The following is a 20,742-nucleotide window of genomic DNA, read 5'->3' as shown; positions in this document are numbered from 1 at the left end:
CCGGGTGCCATACCTTGAATCAACAACAACAAGCCGCCCGCTGGGCATGGAGAAAGAGATGAATGTCACCAAGCACGCACTCACCGCCACCGCCGCGCTGCTGCTGGCCCCGAGCCTGGCCCAGGCCGAGATCAGCGGCGACGTGGTCAAGATCGGCTACCTGGCCGACATGTCGGGCACCTACCGTGACCTGGCCGGTCAGGGCGGTCTGGAAGCATTGAAGATGGCCGTCGAAGATTTCGGTGGCGAGGTCAACGGCGCCCCCATCGAGGTGCTCAGCGCCGACGATCGCAACAGTGCCGATGTCGGTGCCAATACCGTGCGTGGCTGGATCGATCAGGACAACATCGACCTGGTCGCCGGCATGGTGGCGTCGTCGGTCACCATCGCGGTGACCAAGATCCTCGATCAGCAGGGCAAGCTGGGCATCGTCTCCGGGTCGGCGGCCTCGAGCATCACCAACGAACACTGCACGCCCAATCACATCCACTGGGTCTACGACACCTACCCGATGGCCCATGGTACCGCCAAGGCGATCGTCGACGAGGGGGGCGATACCTGGTTCCTGCTCACTGCCGACTACGCCTTCGGTCACGCCCTGGAAAACGACGTCGAGACGGTGGTCGAGGAGAACGGCGGCGAGATCGTCGGCAAGGTGCGCCACCCGTTCCCCACCAGCGACTTCTCCTCCTACATCCTGCAGGCCCAGGGGTCCGGCGCCAAGATCGTCGGCCTGGCCAATGCCGGTTCCGATACCGTCAATGCCCTGACCACCGCCAGCCAGTTCGGCCTGGTGCAGTCCGGCCAGACCCTGGCGGGCCTGCTGATCTTCCTCAACGACGTGCATGCCCTGGGGCTCGATGTCACCCAGGGGTTGCAGCTGACCACCGGCTGGTACTGGGACATGAACGATGAGACCCGGGAATGGGCCAATCGCTACTACGAGCGTACCCAGCGCATGCCGACCATGGTCCAGGCGGGGGTCTACTCGAGCACGCTGCATTACCTGAACGCGGTGGCGGAAACCGGCAGCGACGATGCCGCGACCGTGCGTGCCCAGATGGCCGAGACCCCCGTCGACGACATGTTCGCCAGCGATGGGCGCATCCGCGAGGATGGCCGCATGGTCCACGACATGTACCTGGTCGAGGTGAAGTCGCCGAGCGAATCCGAGGGCGAGTGGGACCTCTACGAGATCCTGCGTACCATCCCCGCCGAGGAAGCCTTCCGCCCCCTGTCCGAGAGCCAGTGCCCGCTGGTCAAGGGATGAGGACTCCACGGCCGCTGAGGGTGTGACGCCATGACGACGATTTTCGGCATACCGCTGATGGTGCTGTTCGGCCAGTTGCTGCTGGGGCTGATCAACGGCGCCTTCTATGCCCTGTTGAGCCTCGGGCTGGCGGTGATCTTCGGCCTGCTCAAGGTCATCAACTTCGCCCACGGTGCCCAGTACATGCTGGGCGCCTTCGCCGCGCTGCTGGGGCTCGAGTACCTGGGGCTGGATTACTGGCTGGCACTGCTGGTGGTGCCGCTGGTGGTCGGCGCCCTGGGCATCCTGATCGAGCGGGTGCTGCTGCGGCGTATCCAGCACATCGACCATCTCTATGGCCTGCTGCTCACCTTCGGGCTGGCGTTGATCTTCGAGGGCACGCTGGTCAACCTGTTCGGCGTCTCGGGCAGCAGCTATCCGGTGCCCGAGGCGCTTGCCGGCGGCTTCAACCTGGGCTTCATGTTCCTGCCCACCTACCGGGCCTGGGTGCTGGTGGCGGCGCTGGCGGTGTGCCTGTTCACCTGGTTCATGATCGAGCGCACCCGGCTCGGCGCCTATCTGCGTGCGGGCACGGAGAACCCCAGGCTGATGCAGGCCTTCGGCGTCAACGTGCCCCTGCTGGTGACCCTGACCTATGGCTTCGGGGTGGCGCTGGCGGCCTTCGCGGGGGTGCTGGCCGCGCCGATCTATCCGGTCTCGCCGACCATGGGTTCGAGCCTCTTGATCGTGGTCTTTGCCGTGGTGGTGATCGGCGGCATGGGCTCGATTCTCGGCGCGATCCTCACCGGGCTGGCCATGGGGCTGATCGAGGGGTTGACCAAGGTGTTCTACCCCGAGGCCGCCAACACCGTGATCTTCCTGGTGATGATCATGGTACTGATGCTGCGCCCCGCGGGGCTGTTCGGCAAGGAGGCATGACCATGGCGATGAGCGACACTTCCACCGTGACCGCGGCCCGTCAGCGTTCGGCCCGGCGTCGGCACGGGCTTCTGTACCTGGGCCTGATCCTGCTGGGCCTGGTGGCGCCCTTCGTGGCCTACCCCGTGTTCCTGATGAAGATCCTCTGCTTCGCGCTGTTCGCGAGTGCCTTCAACCTGCTGCTCGGCTTTGCCGGCCTGCTCTCCTTCGGTCATGCGGCGTTCCTGGCCACCGGCGCCTACATCACCGGTTTCCTGCTCTCGACCTATCCGGGACTGACCCCGGAACTGGGCATCCTGGCGGGTACCCTGGGATCGGTGGTGCTGGGCCTGCTGTTCGGCCTCCTGGCGATTCGTCGCCAGGGCATCTACTTCGCCATGATCACCCTGGCCCTGGCGCAGATGATGTTCTTCCTGTTCATCCAGTCGCCGTTCACCGGGGGCGAGGATGGTCTGCACGGCGTGCCGCGGGGCGAGCTCTTCGGGCTGTTCAGCCTGCAGAGCAACCTGGCGCTGTACTACTTCGTGTTCGCCGTCTTCGTGCTGGGCTTCGCGCTGATCCAGCGTACCGTGCACTCTCCCTTCGGCCAGGTGCTCAAGGCGATTCGCGAGAACGAGCCGCGGGCCGTCTCGCTGGGCTACGACACCGACACCTACAAGCTGGTGGCCTTCGTCATCTCGGCCGGGCTCGCCGGGCTGGCCGGCGCGACCAAGACCCTGGTCTTCCAGCTGGCATCCCTGGGCGACGCGCACTGGCACATGTCCGGCGAGGTGATCCTGATGACCCTGCTGGGCGGTGTCGGCACGCTGCTCGGCCCGCTGGTGGGGTCCAGCCTGGTGATCGGCCTGCAGCATCAGCTGTCGCAGTCTCCGCTGGGCGATTGGGTCAGCGTGATTCTCGGGTCGATCTTCGTGCTCTGCGTGCTGAGCTTTCGCAGCGGCATCATCGGTGAACTGCAGAAGCTGGTGAAACGCAACTTCAAGTGACGAAGGCTACTCTCACGCCAAGGGCCTGCGATGAGCAGGCCCTTGGCGTTTCGAGAGGGGACAGGAGGCGCTTCTTGCCGTCCTATTCCTGTTCTTCCTCGAGCATCATGCGAACCAGTGCTTCCAGTTCCTGTACCTGCTTTTCCAGCGCCTCGACCCGCGACTCGGATTGAGCGGTTTCCTCGGTCTGCTGGCGTATTTCGGCCATCTTCTGTTCGACGGCATCGGAATCCATGGCCAGGGCCGAACCGGCCAGCAGGAGCGAGGCCAGCAGCGACGCGGTGAATGTAGCGATCTTCATGGGGCACCTCATGGGTAAGGGATTTCTTGTTGTGCGCCAGCCGACATGCCTGTGCGTTGCCGGCTGCGCGGGGGCCCTTGCGGGGGTCCTGAGGCTTTGTGAGGCCAGGGAAGGAAACCTTACAGGCGGGCGTTGTCGTCCTCGCCGTTCAGGCGACGAAACGACAGCCGTGCCGAGGCACTCGAGGCATTGATCTGCTCGATCCACTTGCGCACCTTGTGACGCTGCCACCGCGAGGCCAGGCGACGCGTGTCCGCCGAGGCCGGCCTGAGGGCACAATAGTGGTACTTGTGGGTGAGCTTGAAGCGGCGCTCGGCGCCGATGGGCAGGCTCTCGGGGCCGTAGATGCCGATGAGGCGAATGGTCAGGCTGCGAAAATGCAGATCCCCCGCGGGGCGATGGCCCTCCATCTCGATGCCTGCTTCCCGGGCGAGGCGACGGATCACGCGATCGAAGGTGCCGATATGAATGAAGTCGTCGACATCGAGCGGGCCTTGATGATCGTTATTGGGGTCCAGATCCGCGGGTTCTCGTCGATCGGCGCCCGCGGCATACCCTTGGTCCTCGTCGCCCGGCGTGTAGGACTGATCGTAATCCGTCACGTCCATGCGGATGACGCCTCGCGAGGTGTCGAGCTCGGCGATGATGTATTCGATGAAGACCGGCTCGTCGCTCATGTTGCTGATGATGCACAGCGCGCTGGTGTCCTTCTTCTTGCCACTGTTGATGAGCAGGCGGGGGTGGCGGCGCCGGCGCATCTCCATGTACAAGGCCTGGGAAAAGCCCAGCCAGACGATGATCGACGCTGTGTTGGTGAAGATCGTCAGTAGATCCGAATGCCGGGACAGCCAGTCGAACATGAGCCTTCCTGGTCGAGTGAGGATGCCGAGTGACACGTCCATGCTACACCCGGCGTCGTTTTGCCGATTTAGCCTGGGGCAAGTCCCGGGCATCGAAGCGGCGCGCGGCTCGTTCGACGACAGGGTAATTCGCCACTATCTTGAAACGGCGCGTGCCCAAGAGACCGCCTGCACCCGCGTGCCTTTTTGCCAGGCGCCTCGGCGGTTTGTTAGGGTGCCACGATTCTGGGTAAACGGAACATCAGACAAGGAGTTTGGTTGCTATGTCCAGTCCCGAACATAAGCAAAAGATATGGAACATGATCAAGGACATCAAGGTGGGCATGCTGGTCACCGTGGATGGCGACACGCCCAGGGCTCGGCCCATGCACCTGGTGCAGGACGAGTACGATGGCACGCTGTGGTTCTTCACCCGGCGTAGTGCCGAGAAGGTCTTCGAGGCCCAGCAGGACAGCCAAGTCTGCCTGAGCTTCTCCGACCAGGAGGAGGGCGTCTACGTGTCGCTTTCGGGAACGGCCAACCTGACCAAGAACCAGGAACTGATCGACAAGTACTGGAATTCCTTCGTGGGCGCCTGGTTCCCCGAGGGCAAGGAAGACCCGGACGTGGTGCTGCTGGAGATCAAGATCCAGCAGGGCGAGCACTGGAAGGCCAAGGAGAGCAAGGCGTTCCAGCTCTACGAGATTGCCAAGGCCAACATGACCGACAAGACGCCGAACATGGGCGAGAACGAGAAGTTTGGCTGATCCGAACCGCAATCATTTCAGGCCCATCGCACTTTGCCGTGCATGCTTGTTGGGTGTAGGAGCAGCCGGATTTATCCGGCGATGGTAACAACGCCAATCGCTCGCTGAAGCGAGCTCCTACAGGCAATTGATATCAAAGGGTTTTGTAGGAGCCAGATTTATCGGGCGAACGCCGCGTAGCGGCGCTTGCTCGACGAACCTCATTTCAACCGCAGCGGCGGCTCGGCCAGTCCCGGTACGTCGAGTTCGGCTATGAACAGGTCGCCGGCGGTTGGCTCCCGTGCCCGCTGGTCGGCGTCCATGCCTTCCCGAGCGGTGGTGACATAGAGCCGGTCCAGATGCTCGCCGCCGAAGGCGGGGCAGGAGGGCTGCGCGGTGGGCAAGACGATCTCGTCGGTGATGTTGGCCTCCCCGTCCAGGCGCAGGACCTTGCCGGCGCCCCAGAGCGCCAGCCACATCGCCCCTTCGCGGTCGATCACCGCGCCATCCGGGTTGCCGGAACGGGTCGAGAAATCGGCCCAGGCTACCGGCTCGCCTTGCGGCCAGCCCTCGCCATCGAGCGCCCAGCGGTAGACGACGCCCAGGGCCGTATCGGCGAAGTGGGCATACTCGCCCCCGGCCGAGAAGCAGATCGCGTTGGGAATGGTCAGGTTGCCGCGCAGCTTGACCAGTTCGCCGCGATGAAGGCGATACAGGCTGCCGGCACCCTGCTCGGCGGCCTTGCCCATGCTGGAGAGCCACAGGCTGCCGTGACGGTCGACGCGCCCGTCGTTGGAGCGGGTGACCGGATCGTCCGCCTCGAAGTCGAGCAGATGCTCGCGCTGCCCCGAGGCGGGGTCGAAACGCTCGAGTGCCGACTCGCCCACCACCAGCACGCCCCCGTGCGCCAGTGGCACGGCAAGCGAGATGCAGTGACCGAAATCGGCATGGCCGGTTTCACCGCTTGCCGGCACCAGCCAGTGCAGACGCCCCTCGAGGATGTCGCACCAGTAGAGCCGTCCGGCCGCGGCGTGCCATTGCGGCCCCTCGCCGAGTTCGCAGCCGCAGGCCAGAACCTGTTGGGCGTTGTGCCGACTCACACGCGCCCCCCATCGACGACCAGCTCCTGACCGGTCATCATCCGCGACGCCTCGGAGGCCAGGAACAGGCAGGGGCCGATCATGTCCTCCACCGGGATCGCCTCCTTGAGGCACTGCTGGTCCAGGCATTCCTGGAGATCCTTGTCGTTGACCCACAGCTCGCGCTGGCGCTCGGTCATCACCCAGCCGGGGATCAGGCAGTTGACGCGGATGTTGTCGGGCCCGAGTTCCCGGGCCAGGGCCTTGGTCATGCCCATGATGCCGGCCTTGGCGGTGACGTAGGTCGGATAGCCGGCCAGTCCCAGCAGGTAGGAATTCGACGACAGGTTGATGATGGCGCCGCCGCCTTGCTCGCGCATGTCCGCGGCCACCGCCTGGGCGGTGAAGAACTGCGGGCGCAGGTTGGTGGCGATGGAATCGTCCCAGTCGGCGACGCTCCACTCGGCCAGCGAGTGGCGGGTGTCCCGGGCGGCGTTGTTGACCAGTACCTTGATGGGGCCATGGGCGTCCCGGGCGTCGGCGATGGCCGAGCGCAAGGCCTCGATGTCGCGGATATCGCAGCGGATGAACAATGGGCGGATTCCGTACCGGGTCTCCATCTCGTCGCAGAAGGGCGTGGCATCCGAGAGACCGACGAAGGCCACCCGCGCCCCCTGGGAGAGGAAGCCTTCGGTGAGAGCGGCGCCGATGCCCGACCCGCCGCCGGTGATGAACACGCTCGAGTCCTTCAGGTCCGGAAACTGCAGGTCCTGAAAAGAAAATGCCATGGTTGATTACCTCTGTTGTAGGGAGCGCTGAATAAATCAGCGAGCGGTATCAAGCACAAGGCGCACGGAGCACAGGAACCGGAGCATATATGCAATATGTGAGGATTCCGAGCACCGCGCAACGCAGTGCTTGAGCCGCGCAGCCATTTATTCGGTGTTTCCCTTACCATTCGGCGATGGAGCCGTCTTCATGCGCCCACACCGGATTGCGCCAGCGATGCCCGACCTTGGCGCGCTCCTCGACGAAGGCCTCGTCGATCTCCACGCCCAGCCCCGGCCCCTGGGGGATGGCGCAGAAGCCGTTCTCGATGGCCAGCGCCGACTTGTCGACCAGGTAGTCGAGCACGTCGTTGTCCTGATTGTAGTGAATGCCCATGCTCTGCTCCTGGATGAAGGCGTTGTGGCATACCGCATCCAGCTGCAGCGACGCGGCCAGGGTCAGCGGGCCGAGCGGGCAGTGGGGCGCCAGGGCCACATCGTAGGCCGAGGCCAGGGTGGCGATCTTCAGCCCCTCGCTGATGCCGCCGCAGTGGGAGAGATCGGGCTGGATCACGTCGACCATGCCCTCGGCGAGCAGGTCGCGGAACTCGAAGCGTGTGTGCAGGCGTTCGCCGGTGGCGATGGGATAGCCCAGGCCACCGGCGATCTGCGTGAGGCAGGGCAGGTGCTCCGGGGCCACCGGTTCCTCGACGAACATCGGGTGGAAGGGCTCGAGTTCGCGCAGCAGCGCCTTGGCCATGGGGCGATGCACCCGGCCATGGAAGTCGATGCCGATGCCGACATCCGGCCCCACCGCCTCGCGGGCCTCGGCGACCCGGGCCACGGCCTCGTCGACCTTCTTGTGGGAATCGACGATCTGCAGCTCCGGGGTGCCATTCATCTTGAAGGCGGTGAAGCCCTGCTCGACCAGGGCCTTGGCCCCGGCGCCCACGTCAGTTGGCCGGTCGCCGCCGGTCCAGGCGTACATGCGCATCCTGTCGCGTACCGCACCGCCCAGCAGCTGATGCACGGGCACGCCGAGATCGCGCCCCTTGAGATCCCACAGGGCCTGGTCGATGCCGGCGATGGCCGACATCAGGATCGGCCCGCCGCGATAGAAGCCGGCCCGGTAGAGGGTGTTCCACAGGTGCTCGATGCGGTGCGGGTCCTGGCCGACCAGGTAGTCGGCCAGCTCGTGCACGGCGGCCTCGACGGTGGCGGCCCGGCCCTCGACGACCGGCTCGCCCCAGCCGTAGCAGCCGCTGTCGGTCTCGATCTTCAGGAACAGCCAGCGTGGCGGTACCTGCCAGGTCTTGAGTCGGGTGATCTTCATGGACGCCCTCCGATGACGGTGGATGAAAGGGTGATTAGCTTACAGGAGCCATCGCCGGGCTGTCGTGTTGGGTGACGTGACGGTTTCCGCTATCCTTGAGGGCCTTCCGACACGGGGCCTTGCCGATGCCCACTACCAGTTTCCAGGCCCTGGGGCGTCTTCTGCGCTACGCCCGGGGCTATCGCCGCCGCATCGTCGCGGCGACGATCTGCTCGATCATCAACAAGCTGTTCGACATCGCCCCGGAAATTCTCATCGGGGTGGCCATCGACGTGGTGGTCAACCAGGAAGAGAGTTTCGTGGCGGCGCTGGGGTTCGCCTCGGCCCGGGAGCAGATCCTGGCCCTGGGGGTGCTGACCTTCTTCATCTGGGCCGGCGAGTCGCTGTTCGAGTATCTCTACCAGGTCCTGTGGCGCAACCTGGCCCAGCGGCTGCAGGCCGATCTGCGCCAGGACGCCTACGAGCACGTGCAGCGCCTGGACATGAGCTTCTTCGAGTCGCGCAGTTCCGGGCAGCTGGTGGCGACCATGAACGACGACGTCAACCAGCTCGAGCGTTTCCTGGACGGCGGCGCCAACTCGATGATCCAGGTCGGCGTGACCGTGGTCGCCGTGGGCGCGGTGTTCTTCGTCATCTCGCCGCTGATCGCCTTGCTGGCCTTCACCCCGATTCCGCTGATCATCTGGGGCGCCTTCTATTTCCAGCGCAAGGCCGGACCGCTCTACAACACGGTACGCGAGCGCGTGGGCGAGCTTTCCAGCCGGCTTTCCAACAACCTGAGCGGCATCGCCACCATCAAGAGCTTCACCGCGGAGTCCCGCGAGGCCGCGCGGCTGCGCCGGGCCAGCGAGGAGTATGTCGAGGCCAATCGCCAGGCGATCCGCGTCAGTTCGGCCTTCATCCCGGTGATCCGCATGGCCATCCTGGCCGGTTTCCTGGCGACCTTCACGGTGGGCGGCCTGCTGGCCTTGAGGGGTGAGCTGAACGTGGGGGCCTATGGGGTACTGGTGTTCCTGACCCAACGGCTGTTGTGGCCGTTGACCGGCCTGGCCCAGGTCATCGACCTGTTCGAGCGCGCCATGGCCAGCACGCGACGTATCCTCGATCTGCTGGGCGTGCCCATTCGGGTGAAGGACGAGAGCGAAACGCCCCTGGCCGAGCCGGTGCGCGGCGAGGTCACCTTCGAAGGCGTGAGCTTTCACTACGCCGAGACCGGGGGTGGTGTCGAATCGATCGATCTGCAGGTGCCTGCCGGGCATACCCTGGCCCTGGTGGGCGCGACGGGGTCGGGCAAGTCGACCCTGATCAAGCTGCTGCTGCGTTTCTACGATCCCGATGCGGGTGCGGTGCGCATCGATGGCCAAGCGATCGATGCGATCAGCCTCGAGTCCCTGCGCGGCGCTATCGGCCTGGTCAGCCAGGACGTCTATCTGTTCGAGGGCACGATACGCGACAACATTGCCTACGCCCGGCCCGAAGCAACCCGGGACGAGGTCGTCGAGGCGGCGCGCACCGCCGAGGCGTGGGAGTTCATTCGGACGCTGCCGCTGGGGCTCGACACGCCGGTGGGCGAGCGCGGGGTGAGGCTCTCCGGTGGCCAGCGACAGCGGCTGTCCCTGGCCCGGGCGCTGCTCAAGGATTCTCCCATCCTGGTGCTGGACGAGGCGACCAGTGCCGTGGACAACGAGACCGAGGCGGCCATCCAGCGCTCGCTCTCGCGCATTTCCCATGATCGTACCGTGATCATGATCGCTCACCGGCTTTCCACCATCGTGCATGCCGACCAGATCGCCGTGATCCACGACGGACGGGTCGTGGAGCGGGGGACGCATGCCCGGTTGCTCGCTGTCCAGGGCCACTATGCCCAGCAGTGGCAGGTGCAGACCGGGCAGGTCGACCGTTCGACAGTGACGAAAACGCCCGGTCGGGAACCGGGCGTATCGCTCTAGCACTGTTGTCGATGGCGATCGATCAGTTGTTGGTCTCCTGATCGATCTCTTCACCCGCCTGCTCGGCCTGGTTGCCGGCGGCCTCGGTGGCCTGCTGAGTTTCATTGGCTGCCTCGTCGGCGGCCTGCTCGGTTTCCTGGGCGGCGTTTTCCGCGGCCTGCTCGGTTTCGTTGCCTGCCTCGTCCAGGGCTTCACCGGCACTGCTGAGGGCGCTGGCGGTGGCCGCCTTGGTGCTCTGCCAGGCGCTTTCGGCGGTCTGCTTGGTTTCTTGCCAGGCATTCGCGGCCTGCTTCTTGGTCTCGGCCCACCAGTCGTCGGTGTATTCCGGCTGCTGAGCGATTTGCTCTTCCGTCATGTCGACGGTGACCTTGTATTCAACGTCGTCCTTGTCTTTGCCGTTCACGGTCTCGACGGTGAACTTGCCGGTCTCGACGACATGCTGCTTCTGGCCAAAATCGAGGAATTCGCTGGTATCGATGACCAGGGAATGCACCTGCATGTTCTCGTCGAGAAGGACGTCTTCCACCTCGCCGACCACATCGGAGCTCTGGTTGGTGTAAACCTCTGCATCGGTCAGTTCGTCGGCGGAATAGAGCCCCTGGGGTTGGGCGAGGGCACTTCCTCCGAATGCCAGGCCTCCGGCGACAAGGGCAGTGCAGATCGCATGATTGAGCGGTGTGCGCAAGGTCATGATGTCGCTCCTTCTAAAAATCCATTTTAGTTCCGGGCGTCTCGGCATGAGCGGCATGCCGAACGGGCATGCCGCGTCATTCCTCTATCAACTATTGAGGGGTATCGGCGTAATTTCAACCGTCAAAGCAGAAAGTCGTTGATCTGCAAGGTTTCGACACCGGCCAGTTGAATCGCCAGGTCGGCGATGCCATCGCCGTTGACGTCCCCGGCGAGCCTTCCGTCCGAGAATCGCAGCTCACCGGCGTTTCCACTGAACCCAAGGGCGTGCCGCCAGGCAAAGGCCTGGTTGCCGGCCACACCGAGGTCGGCATCGATGGCCGCAAGGTCGATCAAGTCGCCCTGGCTGGAGCTGAAGTCGAGTAGCGTGTCGGCCGCCGGCGGGTTGGAGTCGAAGGTCGTCGCGAAGGCGAACACGTCCGCCCCGGCTCCGCCCTCGAGGGCATCGGCACCCAGGCCGCCCGCCAGGTAGTCGTCGCCGCCTCGGCCATGGAGCCGGTCGTCTCCACTCAAGCCGTAGAGATTCTCGTCGTTGTCGCCACCCAGCAGCAGGTCATCGTCGGGCTTCGTCTGCAAGAGGATATCGCTGCCCGGCATCACCGTTGCCTCGACGACCGAACCGTCGGCGACGATGTTGTCGGGCAACGTCGGTTCATCATGATAGGTCTTGTAGCTGAAGCGCCAGGTCTCGCCCGGCGCCAGGGACGGGGGAGTGTCGCCGTCGTCGCTGAGGGTGTAACGACCGTCGTCGTGCTGACCCTCGGCGTTCCACAGGGTATCGATCCGGCTGGGGAGGTCGAAGGCAATGACCAGATCGTCGATCCGCTCCTCCGAGACATTCTTCACGAGGACCTCGGCGATATGACCGCCTTGCCAGGCATTCACCACGTTGCTCTCGACGCTGATCAGCGAACCGGCCTCCGGGGCGCTGCCGGCATGGAGCGACGAGTGATCCACATCCACGTCCTGGCCGCCGAGGGTCAGCCCTTCGGGCAGGAGGCTTTCCGGCGCGTAGGCCTTGAAGGAGAAGCGCTGGGTCGCCTCCGGCGTGACTTCGGCGCTGTCGTCGAGCGCCACGCGGTAGAGATCGCCCCGGCGTTCCACCAGGGCGGCGCCATAGAACCGGGTGATATCGGCGGCAAGGGTGAATTCGACAAGGGGGTGTTCAAGGGTGTCGTCGAGGTGGTTGGTGATCTCGACGGCCATGACGTAACCGCTGCTCCAGCGACTGACGACTTCCAGGGAGGCGGTGCAGCGTGGGACGGGAATGTCCACCAGCTCGGCAAAGGCGCTTCGGGGGTCGAGTTCCACCTCCTCGGCGGCAGGGAACTCGAGGGGTTCGCCCTGCACCGCGACACGCGTGGCGATGTCCAGGGTGATGCCATCGCTGAAGATGGCCCTTTCCACGTCGATCAGGGTGTCGTGACCCGCGCCCTCGACACTCAGGCTGCCATCGTCGTGGTAACGAATGCGGCTGTCGAAGAAGGCCTGGTCGAACAGCACGGTATCGAAACCGTCGCCGCCATCGATGAGGTCGTTGCCCCAGCCCGCGCCGCCCCGCAGCAGGTCGTTGCCCGCACCGCCGTAGAGGCTGTCGTGGCCTTCCGCGCCGTCCAGGTAGACACCGCTGTCCGTGCCTTGGACCGTGTCGTCGCGCCGCGAGCCGACCACGTAATCGAACCTGACCTCGTTGGCCTCGGCATCGGTGGGCGCGCCGAAGAACTCGCCCCCGCTGTTGATCCACAAGGTGGGCGACTTGACGTCGGTCGCCGCATCACGGATCGACTGCTCGACATGCACGCTGTTGCGATGATCCCGGCCACCATGGAAGTTGATGTCCCGGTCGGTGTAATCGATGTTGACGGTGTTGCCGACCGAAGAGTGCCAGGAGGCGAACACCAGGCTGTGGCGCATGCCGGAATCGCTCAGGTCGGTAAAGGTGCCATCGAAACTCTCGCGCAGTTCATAGGCATAGCCATTGCCGCCGCCACCCTTGTTGAAGGCGCCTTGGGCGACGAGTCGCTCGGCCGTCACGTCTAGCGACCGGGCGATCTCGAAGGCGAGGGAAGGGGTGTTCACCACCTGGATGTCGAACAGGTGGCTAGCCACCGTGCCGCTGAATTCGACCGCGTGGTAGCTATCCAGCGCGGGGAGGTGATTGCTGAAGTCGCCGCTGTCCGGGATGCCGAGAGGAAAATCGATCGAGAATCCGCCGAGGGTCACGTTCTCCAGCACATCGAGGCGTTCGACCCGGGTGGCGCCGGCGTCGAAGTCGAAATGCACCCCACGATCGAGCGTGATGCTGTCGCCCTCGACGCCCGCTACCCTGGCCATGCTGGTGCGCAGCGGAACATCCATGTTGCGCCAGGCGGTATCGCCGATGGCATCGAGATATTCCGCGGTGTTGTCCTGCCAGAGGCGAATCGTATCGCCGACGGCTAGGCCGTGGCCTTCGCCGAGGGTCAGCACCTTGCCATGCTCGTCGACATCGGCGCGCAGATAGCCGGCCGGCGTGGCGCCGGTGCCTTCGGCGATGAAGCCGTGGGCCGGATTCTCGATCAGCGCCTGCTCGCTGAAGGTGACGTGGGTATTGTCGGCGCCGGCACCAATCAGGGACACATCCGAACGGGTGATGCGGATGGCGTCGTCGAAATGGTAGTCGCCGGCTGCCAGGTGGATGGTGGCATTCTCCGGTGCCAGGAGGATCAAGGCGTTGAGTATGTCGGCATCGATTTCCGGGCCCACGGTGATGGCGTTGTCGACGATGGGGTAGTCGTCGCCCAGCAGGGCCTTCTCGGGCATCTGCGCCTGCCGGAGGGCCTCCGCCTCCGGGGTGAGTTCGGCGTGTTCGCCATTGACCGTGAAGGCGAAGGGCAGCTCGCCGCTTTCGCTCAACACCTTGAACTTGAAGCGTACCGTCTCGCCGGGGGCAAGGTCGTTCTTGTCGTCGTCATCGGCGACCACGTAACCGCTCGCCGTTCGGGAGACGACGCTGGCGTTCCAGATATCGGCAATGACGCCATCCACGGCGAAGGCAATTTGATAATCGTAGAAGGTGTACAGGCTGCTGTTGGTGACAAAGAGTTCCAGGACGAAGCCGCCATTCCACTGGCTGGTGAGGGTGTAATCGATCAAGGAGGACATCGGCACTACCTGAATGCAAAGGCTGACAAGGCCGGCACCACAGGCAAAGAGGGCGGCGCCAGAACACCGGGGTTATCGGCGGGATCGGACGACGCTGAAGTAATACTTGGTAGTTTTTAGTGCCTGTTTGTGTCTCTGGCGGGAATGGCCAGCATGCTCAGCAGGTACCCGTCCTGGCGAGCGTATTGGCCCTGCAGCCGGGTGCCGGCGGGCCAGGCGGGAGAAAGCGTCTTGAGCAACCCAAGGCTTGCCCGTTGCGATTCATCGCTCCAGTCGATCAATTCGGCGTCCTGGAAATAGAACCGAACGCCCACCAGCGGGAACAGGGCCTTGAACAGGCTCTCCTTGAGGGAAAACACCTGGGTGACGAACGCGCCGCGCTGCTCGGTGGGAAGCGAGGCCAGCCAGTCGCGTTCATTGGGGGTGAGTATCTGCGGGGCCAGGCGTTCCCCGCGCTGAAGACTCATCAGGGCTTCCGCATCCAGCCCGATGCCCTGGTAATGGCTGGCCGAGGCCACCAGCGCGGCGGCCAAGGTGCCGCTGTGAGTGATCGAGCCGACGATATTCGACGGCCAGAGCGGCGCCCTGCTCGGTGCGATGTCAGGTACGCAGGGTGCTCCGGTCAATCGCCGGGACGCCTCTCGCACGCACAGCCGCCCGGCGAGGAACTCTGCCCGGCGTTTGGCAGCGGCCTGCCGAACACTGGCAGGCGCATCGATGCCATGGGTGGCAAGATCCTCCTTCGCCAGGTGCTGTCGATCGAAGCGCAGTGCCAGCCACTGGGCCTTTGTCAGCGGCTCGCGCCAGGGCCAGCGATCATCCAGCGCACTGCAGCCGTCGGGGAGCGACGCCATGGCCTCAGCGATCGACGAGGGTGGCATCGAGTTCCACCGGCACCTCGTCGCCGATCTCCTCGTAGCCGAGCAGCAGCAGGATCGAGCGCACGGTCTGGTTGTTCATCAGCTCGCGCCCATCCAGGGCGACGCGCTGGGCATTGTGCACACGGATGGTGTCGTCGCTTTCCCGGGTGAAGCGCACCTCCAGCGGCTCCCGGCGATTCTGGCCGTCCGCCTGCACGCCGAGCATCAGGGTCTCGGTCATGGATTCCCCCACGGCCAGCGCATCGAGCCGCTCCGGCGGCAACTGGGTGACCACCGTGGCAAGCGTCGTATCCGCTACCCCCGACAACCAGGGTGGCAGCTGGCCCAGGCGGTCCATGATGTCGGTCTGGCGCAGGCGCAACGGCAGGCGCAAGGTGCCATCCGGGCTCACATTACCCTGCAGCTGGCGCACCTCATGATGGTGCGGCACCGGGCCGTTGGGGGTGATTTCGACGATCGTCGCCTGCACGCGTGACTGCTCCGGCGCGAGTTGCCACTCGGCCTGGGCGGGCAGCGCCGCGAACAGCGCCAGGCCCGCGATCAAGGCTGAAGCCCTGTAGGTTCGGCGCTCTGAAACGGGGTGAAAACGCATCGTTGCTGGCCCTCCGTGGTCGTCGGTAACGGGTGCTTGGACAATAGAAAACGCCTCTGGTCTCATCCATTGCCATTCGCTATCATACGCCACCATCATAAGGGCCTATAGCTCAGTTGGTTAGAGCAGGGGACTCATAATCCCTTGGTCGCAGGTTCGAGTCCTGCTGGGCCCACCAATGAAGTCAGCGTCTTACGAATTTTGCCTGGTGAGTCCCATAGTCCAAGGGTACAGTTTCGGTACAGTGCCGATCCTTCAGCCCCCTGGAGACTTTCATGGCCACCATCGTCAAGACCCCCGCCGGTAGTTGGAAAGCTGTCATCCGCAAGACTGGCTGGCCCACCACCGCCAAGACCTTCCGCACCAAGCGTGACGCCCAGGACTGGGCACGCCGCACCGAAGACGAAATGGTGCGCGGCGTCTATATCCAGCGCAGCGCCTCGGAGCGCATGACGCTCGAAGCGGCACTCAAGCGCTACCTCGCGGACGTTACCCCTACCAAGAAGCCCAGCACCCAAAAGAGCGAACGCCACAAGGCCAACACGCTCATCGAGCACTTGGGCAAGTACTCCCTAGCGGCCCTAACGCCGGAGCTGATCGCCAACTTCCGTGACACCCGCCTAAACAGCATTGGGCATCGTGGTCAGCCTATCAGCGCCAATACCGTGCGCCTGGAGCTCGCATTGCTTGGCCATCTCTACACCGTGGCCATTCAGGAATGGGGGCTCGGCTTGACCTACAACCCCGTCCAGAACATCCGTAAGCCCAGCCCCGGAGAGGGACGCGACCGGCGTCTGAGCGACGACGAAGAAAAGCGGCTGTTCGCCGTGCTGCGGCAGCACAGCAACCCGATGCTTGCCTGGATCGCCAGAATCGCCCTGGAGACGGGCATGCGCTCGTCGGAAATCCTGACCCTCACTCGCTCCCAGGTCGACGTAAAACGCCGTGTGGTGCGCCTCACCGACACCAAGAACAACGAAGCCCGCCTGGTACCGCTGACCCAGGCCGCCACCGAAGTGTTCAAGCAGGCGCTGAATAACCCGGTGCGCCCGCTTGACTGCAACCTGGTGTTCTTCGGTGAGCCTGGCAGGGACGGAAGGCGCGGTCCCTATGCCTACACCAAGCTCTGGAACCAGGCGAAGAAGAGGGCCGGACTCGACGACTTTCGCTTTCATGATCTACGCCATGAGGCCGTCAGCCGACTGGTAGAGGCCGGACTATCTGACCAGGAAGTCGCCGCGATCAGCGGGCATAAGTCTATGCAGATGCTGAGGCGGTATACACATTTGAGAGCGGAGGATTTGGTCGCGAAGCTAGACCGAATTCAAAGTCGCTAGCCAAAGTTCTCGGATGTTTGGTTGCGGTAGTAATAGTAATATTATTGCCGCTATATCGCCTATCAACTCTTCCTATCCTGCCCAGAGCCAACTCATTCTTATCCCAGCGATGAGTGACAAGAATCTTTGTATCATATTCTGTATCGTATTTTGTATTGTACAGAATATTAAATATGAAATAAGTGGCTGGGTGTGCTCATAAGATTAAGCAGGTAACGAGTCTATCTAGAAAATAGTTGAGCGAGATTCAGGTCCATAGCTTGAGTCATAATAATAAGAATAATAAGGATATTATTATTCTTATGACCCGATGATGCGGGCTGAATTTAGTGGCGATAAAAGGATAGTGTGTCGTTTTATTTATTTTTGTTAACTGTATGATTTTTTTAGCGATACATGAGAATTTTCGGTGAAGATTAGTGGTCAAAATATTATATATTGAAAATCAATATATATCGTTTTGATTGTTTTTGTAATTTTTCTCGTTTGAGCTTTTTCTTGAATTGGTTAGCATCAATTTCGTCGATGTTCGATTGATGAGTGCTAGCTATGACTGTAGATGATTACCTTATTGAGCGGTTCGGCCTTCTGATGAGTATATCTGACCTGGCAGATCTTCTTGGTCGCTCTCCAGATGGCGTACGTGTCTCCCTATATAGCGATACTGAGATGTCCAGAAAGCTAAAGCCGACGATGGTGAAAGTGGGACGTCGAGTCTATTTTCGGACGCTCCAAGTAAAAGACGCCCTGGGTTTGGAGTGTTCTTGATATGTCGCGTTTTAGTCCATCGGTAGTGCAGGAGATTCTGGGCAGGGTGATTGCCTATTATACTGCATTTACGCTTCTTCCTGGTGTTTCGGTTCCAGGTGCAGTTTTCCTTAGTCAAGCTTTTTACTGGAGTAAAAATTCTAAGACGAAAGCACGTAATGGATGGTTTTATAAAAATCAGCGAGGCGAAGATAGCTGGGAGTCAGAAACTGGATTAACACCGAAACAGCAGGCCAATGCTAGAAAATCGCTAGTGGACATTGGCGTTCTTGAGGAAGAGAGGAGAGATGTTCCTGCAAAGATTTGGTACCGAGTGAACTGTGAACGCTTGCTTGAGCTCTTGACGGACCAACTCGACGAAGGTTCTTCTGGAGGTGGTTGTAATTCCCAGTTTTTCCCTTTGGTCGATTCTACTATCCCTTCTGGCCGATCTGGTGGTCAGGATGGTCAAACCTTGATTCGACCAAAGGGCAAATCTATTACAGAGAATACAACACAGAGTACATCAAGAAATAAAAGCGAGGCGGGCAAGGTCGAAAATCATCCTGGATCCGAATCAAAATTAACGCGGGCCGAGATGGCAGAGTTGCTGGGCCAGCAAAGAGCAGACCTCATAGCGAGAAATTACGGCAGCGATAAGGTTGGAGCTCCTGCAGTAGATGAAATGCGCAGAGCCCTCCGCACATAGAATTCGAGCGGCGCGGAACGGGGATGATGGCCCCGACCGCGCCTAACCACGACTGCCTGCATAGGAGGCACCCATGGCTAACAAGCAGGGTATCACACCCGCCTTCACCGACAGTGGCCTGTCACGGCTGTGCCGATCACACGCGGTCGAACAGCACGCCATCCAGAGTGAGATTCGAACTCTGGTGATCATTGCCGGTTACGCTTGCGATTTTCTCACCGAAGGGTTGGAAGCCCTTCCCGAAGACTTCTTCACCTGCATCGAAGAGATGAAAGAGGTGATGGAATCCATCGACCTGAAAAGCCTGGATTTTGAAAAACGGTCGCTCACGCTCCAGAGGACGAAACGGCGTCTGGAGGCCAAGGCGACCCGGCAGTACCCTCAAAAGGAGACGTGATCATGAGCAACAAAATTTCGTGCGCACGAAAAATGGCCGGTGTCGCCTTCGTGGCTACCATTGGGCTATCTCAGCCAGCTATGGCAGGCGGGATTCCCGTTATCGACGTGTCGAGCCTGACCCAGCAGATTTTGCAGGTCCAGCACATGCTTAACCAAATTGAGCAACTGAAAAGCCAGCTCGAAACAGCCAACAAGGAGCTGGACAGCATGAGCGGCGTTCGTGGCCTGGGTAATGTTATCGACTCGGCCTATGACACCGCCGTGAACGTCGATCCTAACCAGGTGCTAAGCAACGCTGGCATCAGGAGCGCTAGCGAACACGGTCTGTCTGGCGATGTGGCGGACCTGTACGACAGCGGCAACCAAAACACGGCGACCTGGCTTGGCCAGTCTGAAAAGTCCCTGGAGCAAGCTCAGGATCGTTTCAGCGAGCTAACCGGATTGGTGGCCGAGGTCAACAACAGCCCCGACCAGAAAGACGTTCTGGACCTTCAGGCCCGTATCGGCGCCGAGCAAGTCATGCTGCAAAACGAGATGGCCAAGCTGTCCATGCTCCGTTCGCAGGCCGAGGCTAGCCAAGCCATGCACAACCAGCGCGTACAGCAAATGACCGTCGAGTCATCCGGCAAGCCCCGCGATATCTGGTAAGGAGGCCCCATGAGTGTCAGGAAATTTTCGTGCGCACGAAATTTTGTGATCGTCGCTCTGGCCAGCGTCGTGCTGACCGGTTGCCTTGACGACACCCCGGAAACCGGGCCGGTGCAGACTGTGGATTGGTATCAGGCCCACGATGACGAACGCCAGGTGATCCTGGGTATGTGCGCCAATAACCCCGGCGAGTTGAAAGACGACTCGAATTGCATCAATGCCAGGGAAGCTGAACGACTGCTGTCCAGTGGCGAACCTCGCGATATCTGGTAAGGAGGCCTTATGGATCTTTTTCAAGGGGCCTTCGAGCTCGTCGAAAATGCCCTGGACACCTATATATCCAGCACTGTTGGGGATGTGGTCGCATACATCGCACCGATCTTTACCAGCATGATGATCCTTTGGATAGCCGTCTGGGGTTACATGATGATGTTTGGAAAGGTCAGTGAGCCCTTGCAGGAAGGTGCTTTTCGCATCATCCGCATCGGCTTCATCATGACCCTGGGCCTGACAGTCGGCACCTATATGGATATTGTCGTTGATGTGTTGGCTCACGGCCCGGAGAAAATCGCAGCTGTTGTAACCGGCACACCTGCCGGCAGCATGGCCAGCATTATGGACGAACTCTTTTCTCGGGTATTCGAGATAGCAGACCGGGCCTGGAACAAGGCTGGCGTGATGAACGGTAATTTTGGGTTGTACCTGATTGCCCTAGCCATCCTTGCCGCAGGTGGCGCCGTGGCCTTTATCGTGGCGTTCCTTATCTTGCTGAGCAAGATCATGACTACGCTGCTGCTGGGCATCGGCCCACTGTTCATCATTGGCCTTCTATTCAACACCACGCAGCGGTGGTTCGAGAGTTGGTTGGGTCAAGTGATGAATTTCGGAATGATCCTGGTGCTGGCCGCCGCTGGTGGACGACTGGTTCTCGAATTCTGTGATTTATTCCTGGTCAGGATGATGGCAGGCGGCGGTGACCTGACCACCATGTGGGACGCTGCTGTCTTTGTGGTGTTCTTCGGACTGTGTTTCTTGTTCCTCAAGCAGGTGCCAGCCATGGCATCGGCTCTGGGAGGCGGTATCGCGCTGGCAACGCAAGGTGCCCTCGGCTCAGCCATGAATGCCATGCGGCCTTCAACGATCCGGCGTCAATATCGCGGCGTCCAACGTGACGCTCGCCTTGCTGGTGCGGCAGCGGCGGCTCCAGCAAAAGGCGTTTACAAGGCCGGTAGGGCTGCCCAGCGGGCCTATCAGAAGCGCTTCAGCGCCAACACGATTACAGGAGGCTGAAAAGATGGGAACTAGATGGATTAGCACCTGGCGTGCCCGCTGGATGCGAGTAAAGCGAGGCGGTGAGCTGGGATTCTCGGGCCTGCTACTGGTGGTGGGTATCCTGCTGTCCTTGGC

Annotated in this window: 20 protein-coding genes and 1 tRNA gene; 12 read left to right on the top strand and 9 right to left on the bottom strand. The window is 62.0% G+C overall.

Translation table 11 applies throughout. The features are described 5' to 3' along the window. Positions 1-58: 58 nt before the first annotated feature. From BUA41_RS02715 to BUA41_RS02705, 3 genes are read left to right on the top strand one after another with little or no spacing between them, the layout of a single operon-like run. Positions 59-1,270, top strand: coding sequence for an ABC transporter substrate-binding protein (locus BUA41_RS02715; protein ID WP_072819518.1), 1,212 nt, complete (start codon positions 59-61; stop codon positions 1,268-1,270). 30 nt (positions 1,271-1,300) lie between these two features. Continuing rightward, a complete protein-coding gene (locus BUA41_RS02710) occupies positions 1,301-2,188 on the top strand; it encodes a branched-chain amino acid ABC transporter permease (RefSeq protein WP_072819517.1) in 888 nt (295 codons plus the stop codon). 8 nt (positions 2,189-2,196) lie between these two features. Continuing rightward, the gene (locus tag BUA41_RS02705; protein WP_072820141.1) at positions 2,197-3,174 is read left to right on the top strand and encodes a branched-chain amino acid ABC transporter permease; all 978 of its coding nucleotides are present in this window, start codon (positions 2,197-2,199) and stop codon (positions 3,172-3,174) included. A gap of 82 nt (positions 3,175-3,256) precedes the next feature. Here BUA41_RS02705 and BUA41_RS02700 read toward each other — a convergent pair whose 3' ends face one another. Together BUA41_RS02700 and BUA41_RS02695 are read right to left on the bottom strand one after the other, a co-directional pair. Beyond that, complete coding sequence (locus tag BUA41_RS02700; protein WP_072819516.1) at positions 3,257-3,475, bottom strand: hypothetical protein; 219 nt, start codon at positions 3,473-3,475, stop codon at positions 3,257-3,259. A gap of 119 nt (positions 3,476-3,594) precedes the next feature. After that, positions 3,595-4,335, bottom strand: a complete 741-nt coding sequence (locus tag BUA41_RS02695; RefSeq protein WP_072819515.1) for a hypothetical protein — start codon at positions 4,333-4,335, stop codon at positions 3,595-3,597. Positions 4,336-4,598: 263 nt separating this feature from the next. Between BUA41_RS02695 and BUA41_RS02690 the strand changes: the two genes are divergently transcribed. Continuing rightward, positions 4,599-5,081, top strand: a complete 483-nt coding sequence (locus BUA41_RS02690) for a pyridoxamine 5'-phosphate oxidase family protein (protein ID WP_072819514.1) — start codon at positions 4,599-4,601, stop codon at positions 5,079-5,081. A gap of 200 nt (positions 5,082-5,281) precedes the next feature. Here the strand turns inward: BUA41_RS02690 and BUA41_RS02685 are convergent, their stop codons facing one another. The 3 genes from BUA41_RS02685 to dgoD form a co-directional block, all read right to left on the bottom strand. After that, the gene (locus BUA41_RS02685; RefSeq protein WP_072819513.1) at positions 5,282-6,160 is read right to left on the bottom strand and encodes an SMP-30/gluconolactonase/LRE family protein; all 879 of its coding nucleotides are present in this window, start codon (positions 6,158-6,160) and stop codon (positions 5,282-5,284) included. Then, on the bottom strand, positions 6,157-6,927 hold the full coding sequence (locus BUA41_RS02680; RefSeq protein ID WP_072819512.1) for an SDR family NAD(P)-dependent oxidoreductase: 771 nt from the start codon (positions 6,925-6,927) through the stop codon (positions 6,157-6,159). The genes BUA41_RS02685 and BUA41_RS02680 overlap by 4 nt, the downstream gene beginning before the upstream one ends. A gap of 163 nt (positions 6,928-7,090) precedes the next feature. Then, on the bottom strand, positions 7,091-8,239 hold the full coding sequence (gene dgoD, locus BUA41_RS02675; RefSeq protein WP_072819511.1) for a galactonate dehydratase: 1,149 nt from the start codon (positions 8,237-8,239) through the stop codon (positions 7,091-7,093). A gap of 125 nt (positions 8,240-8,364) precedes the next feature. Between dgoD and BUA41_RS02670 the strand changes: the two genes are divergently transcribed. Further along, complete coding sequence (locus BUA41_RS02670; RefSeq protein ID WP_072819510.1) at positions 8,365-10,188, top strand: ABC transporter ATP-binding protein; 1,824 nt, start codon at positions 8,365-8,367, stop codon at positions 10,186-10,188. Positions 10,189-10,210: 22 nt separating this feature from the next. On the opposite strand, the gene BUA41_RS02665 is transcribed toward BUA41_RS02670, so the two are convergent. The 4 genes from BUA41_RS02665 to BUA41_RS02650 all read right to left on the bottom strand — a co-directional run bounded on the left by BUA41_RS02665 (position 10,211) and on the right by BUA41_RS02650 (position 15,495). Beyond that, positions 10,211-10,879 carry a PRC-barrel domain-containing protein gene (locus tag BUA41_RS02665; RefSeq protein WP_072819509.1) on the bottom strand — a complete coding sequence of 223 codons (669 nt, stop codon included), beginning with the start codon at positions 10,877-10,879 and terminating at the stop codon, positions 10,211-10,213. A gap of 122 nt (positions 10,880-11,001) precedes the next feature. Then, positions 11,002-14,022: a cellulose binding domain-containing protein gene (locus BUA41_RS02660; RefSeq protein ID WP_072819507.1), complete on the bottom strand. Its 3,021-nt coding sequence runs from the start codon at positions 14,020-14,022 to the stop codon at positions 11,002-11,004. A gap of 116 nt (positions 14,023-14,138) precedes the next feature. Then, on the bottom strand, positions 14,139-14,903 hold the full coding sequence (locus tag BUA41_RS02655) for a 4'-phosphopantetheinyl transferase family protein (RefSeq protein ID WP_217652764.1): 765 nt from the start codon (positions 14,901-14,903) through the stop codon (positions 14,139-14,141). After that, positions 14,881-15,495: a hypothetical protein gene (locus tag BUA41_RS02650; RefSeq protein ID WP_072819505.1), complete on the bottom strand. Its 615-nt coding sequence runs from the start codon at positions 15,493-15,495 to the stop codon at positions 14,881-14,883. The genes BUA41_RS02655 and BUA41_RS02650 overlap by 23 nt, the downstream gene beginning before the upstream one ends. Positions 15,496-15,596: 101 nt before the next feature. Between BUA41_RS02650 and BUA41_RS02645 the strand changes: the two genes are divergently transcribed. From BUA41_RS02645 to BUA41_RS02615, 7 genes are all read left to right on the top strand, one after another. Continuing rightward, positions 15,597-15,673, top strand: a tRNA-Ile gene (locus tag BUA41_RS02645). Between the two features lie 97 nt (positions 15,674-15,770). Then, entirely contained in the window at positions 15,771-16,832 is a 1,062-nt protein-coding gene (locus BUA41_RS02640) for a tyrosine-type recombinase/integrase (protein WP_072819502.1), read from the top strand. Positions 16,833-17,601: 769 nt separating this feature from the next. Then, complete coding sequence (locus BUA41_RS18850; RefSeq protein WP_139249042.1) at positions 17,602-18,288, top strand: hypothetical protein; 687 nt, start codon at positions 17,602-17,604, stop codon at positions 18,286-18,288. Between the two features lie 73 nt (positions 18,289-18,361). Further along, complete coding sequence (locus BUA41_RS02630; protein ID WP_072819497.1) at positions 18,362-18,685, top strand: hypothetical protein; 324 nt, start codon at positions 18,362-18,364, stop codon at positions 18,683-18,685. 2 nt (positions 18,686-18,687) lie between these two features. Continuing rightward, complete coding sequence (locus BUA41_RS02625; RefSeq protein ID WP_072819495.1) at positions 18,688-19,335, top strand: TrbJ/VirB5 family protein; 648 nt, start codon at positions 18,688-18,690, stop codon at positions 19,333-19,335. A gap of 45 nt (positions 19,336-19,380) precedes the next feature. After that, positions 19,381-19,608, top strand: coding sequence for an EexN family lipoprotein (locus tag BUA41_RS02620; RefSeq protein WP_072819482.1), 228 nt, complete (start codon positions 19,381-19,383; stop codon positions 19,606-19,608). A 9-nt stretch (positions 19,609-19,617) separates the two neighbouring features. Continuing rightward, positions 19,618-20,625, top strand: coding sequence for a TrbL/VirB6 family protein (locus BUA41_RS02615; RefSeq protein ID WP_072819481.1), 1,008 nt, complete (start codon positions 19,618-19,620; stop codon positions 20,623-20,625). Positions 20,626-20,742 lie beyond the last annotated feature (117 nt).

Origin of the sequence: Modicisalibacter ilicicola DSM 19980 (assembly GCF_900128925.1) — a bacterium.
In the GTDB taxonomy this organism is placed as follows: Bacteria; Pseudomonadota; Gammaproteobacteria; order Pseudomonadales; family Halomonadaceae; genus Modicisalibacter; species Modicisalibacter ilicicola.
The sequence above is the reverse complement of the archived record's forward strand: the minus strand, read 5'-3'. Positions and strand labels throughout refer to the sequence as shown.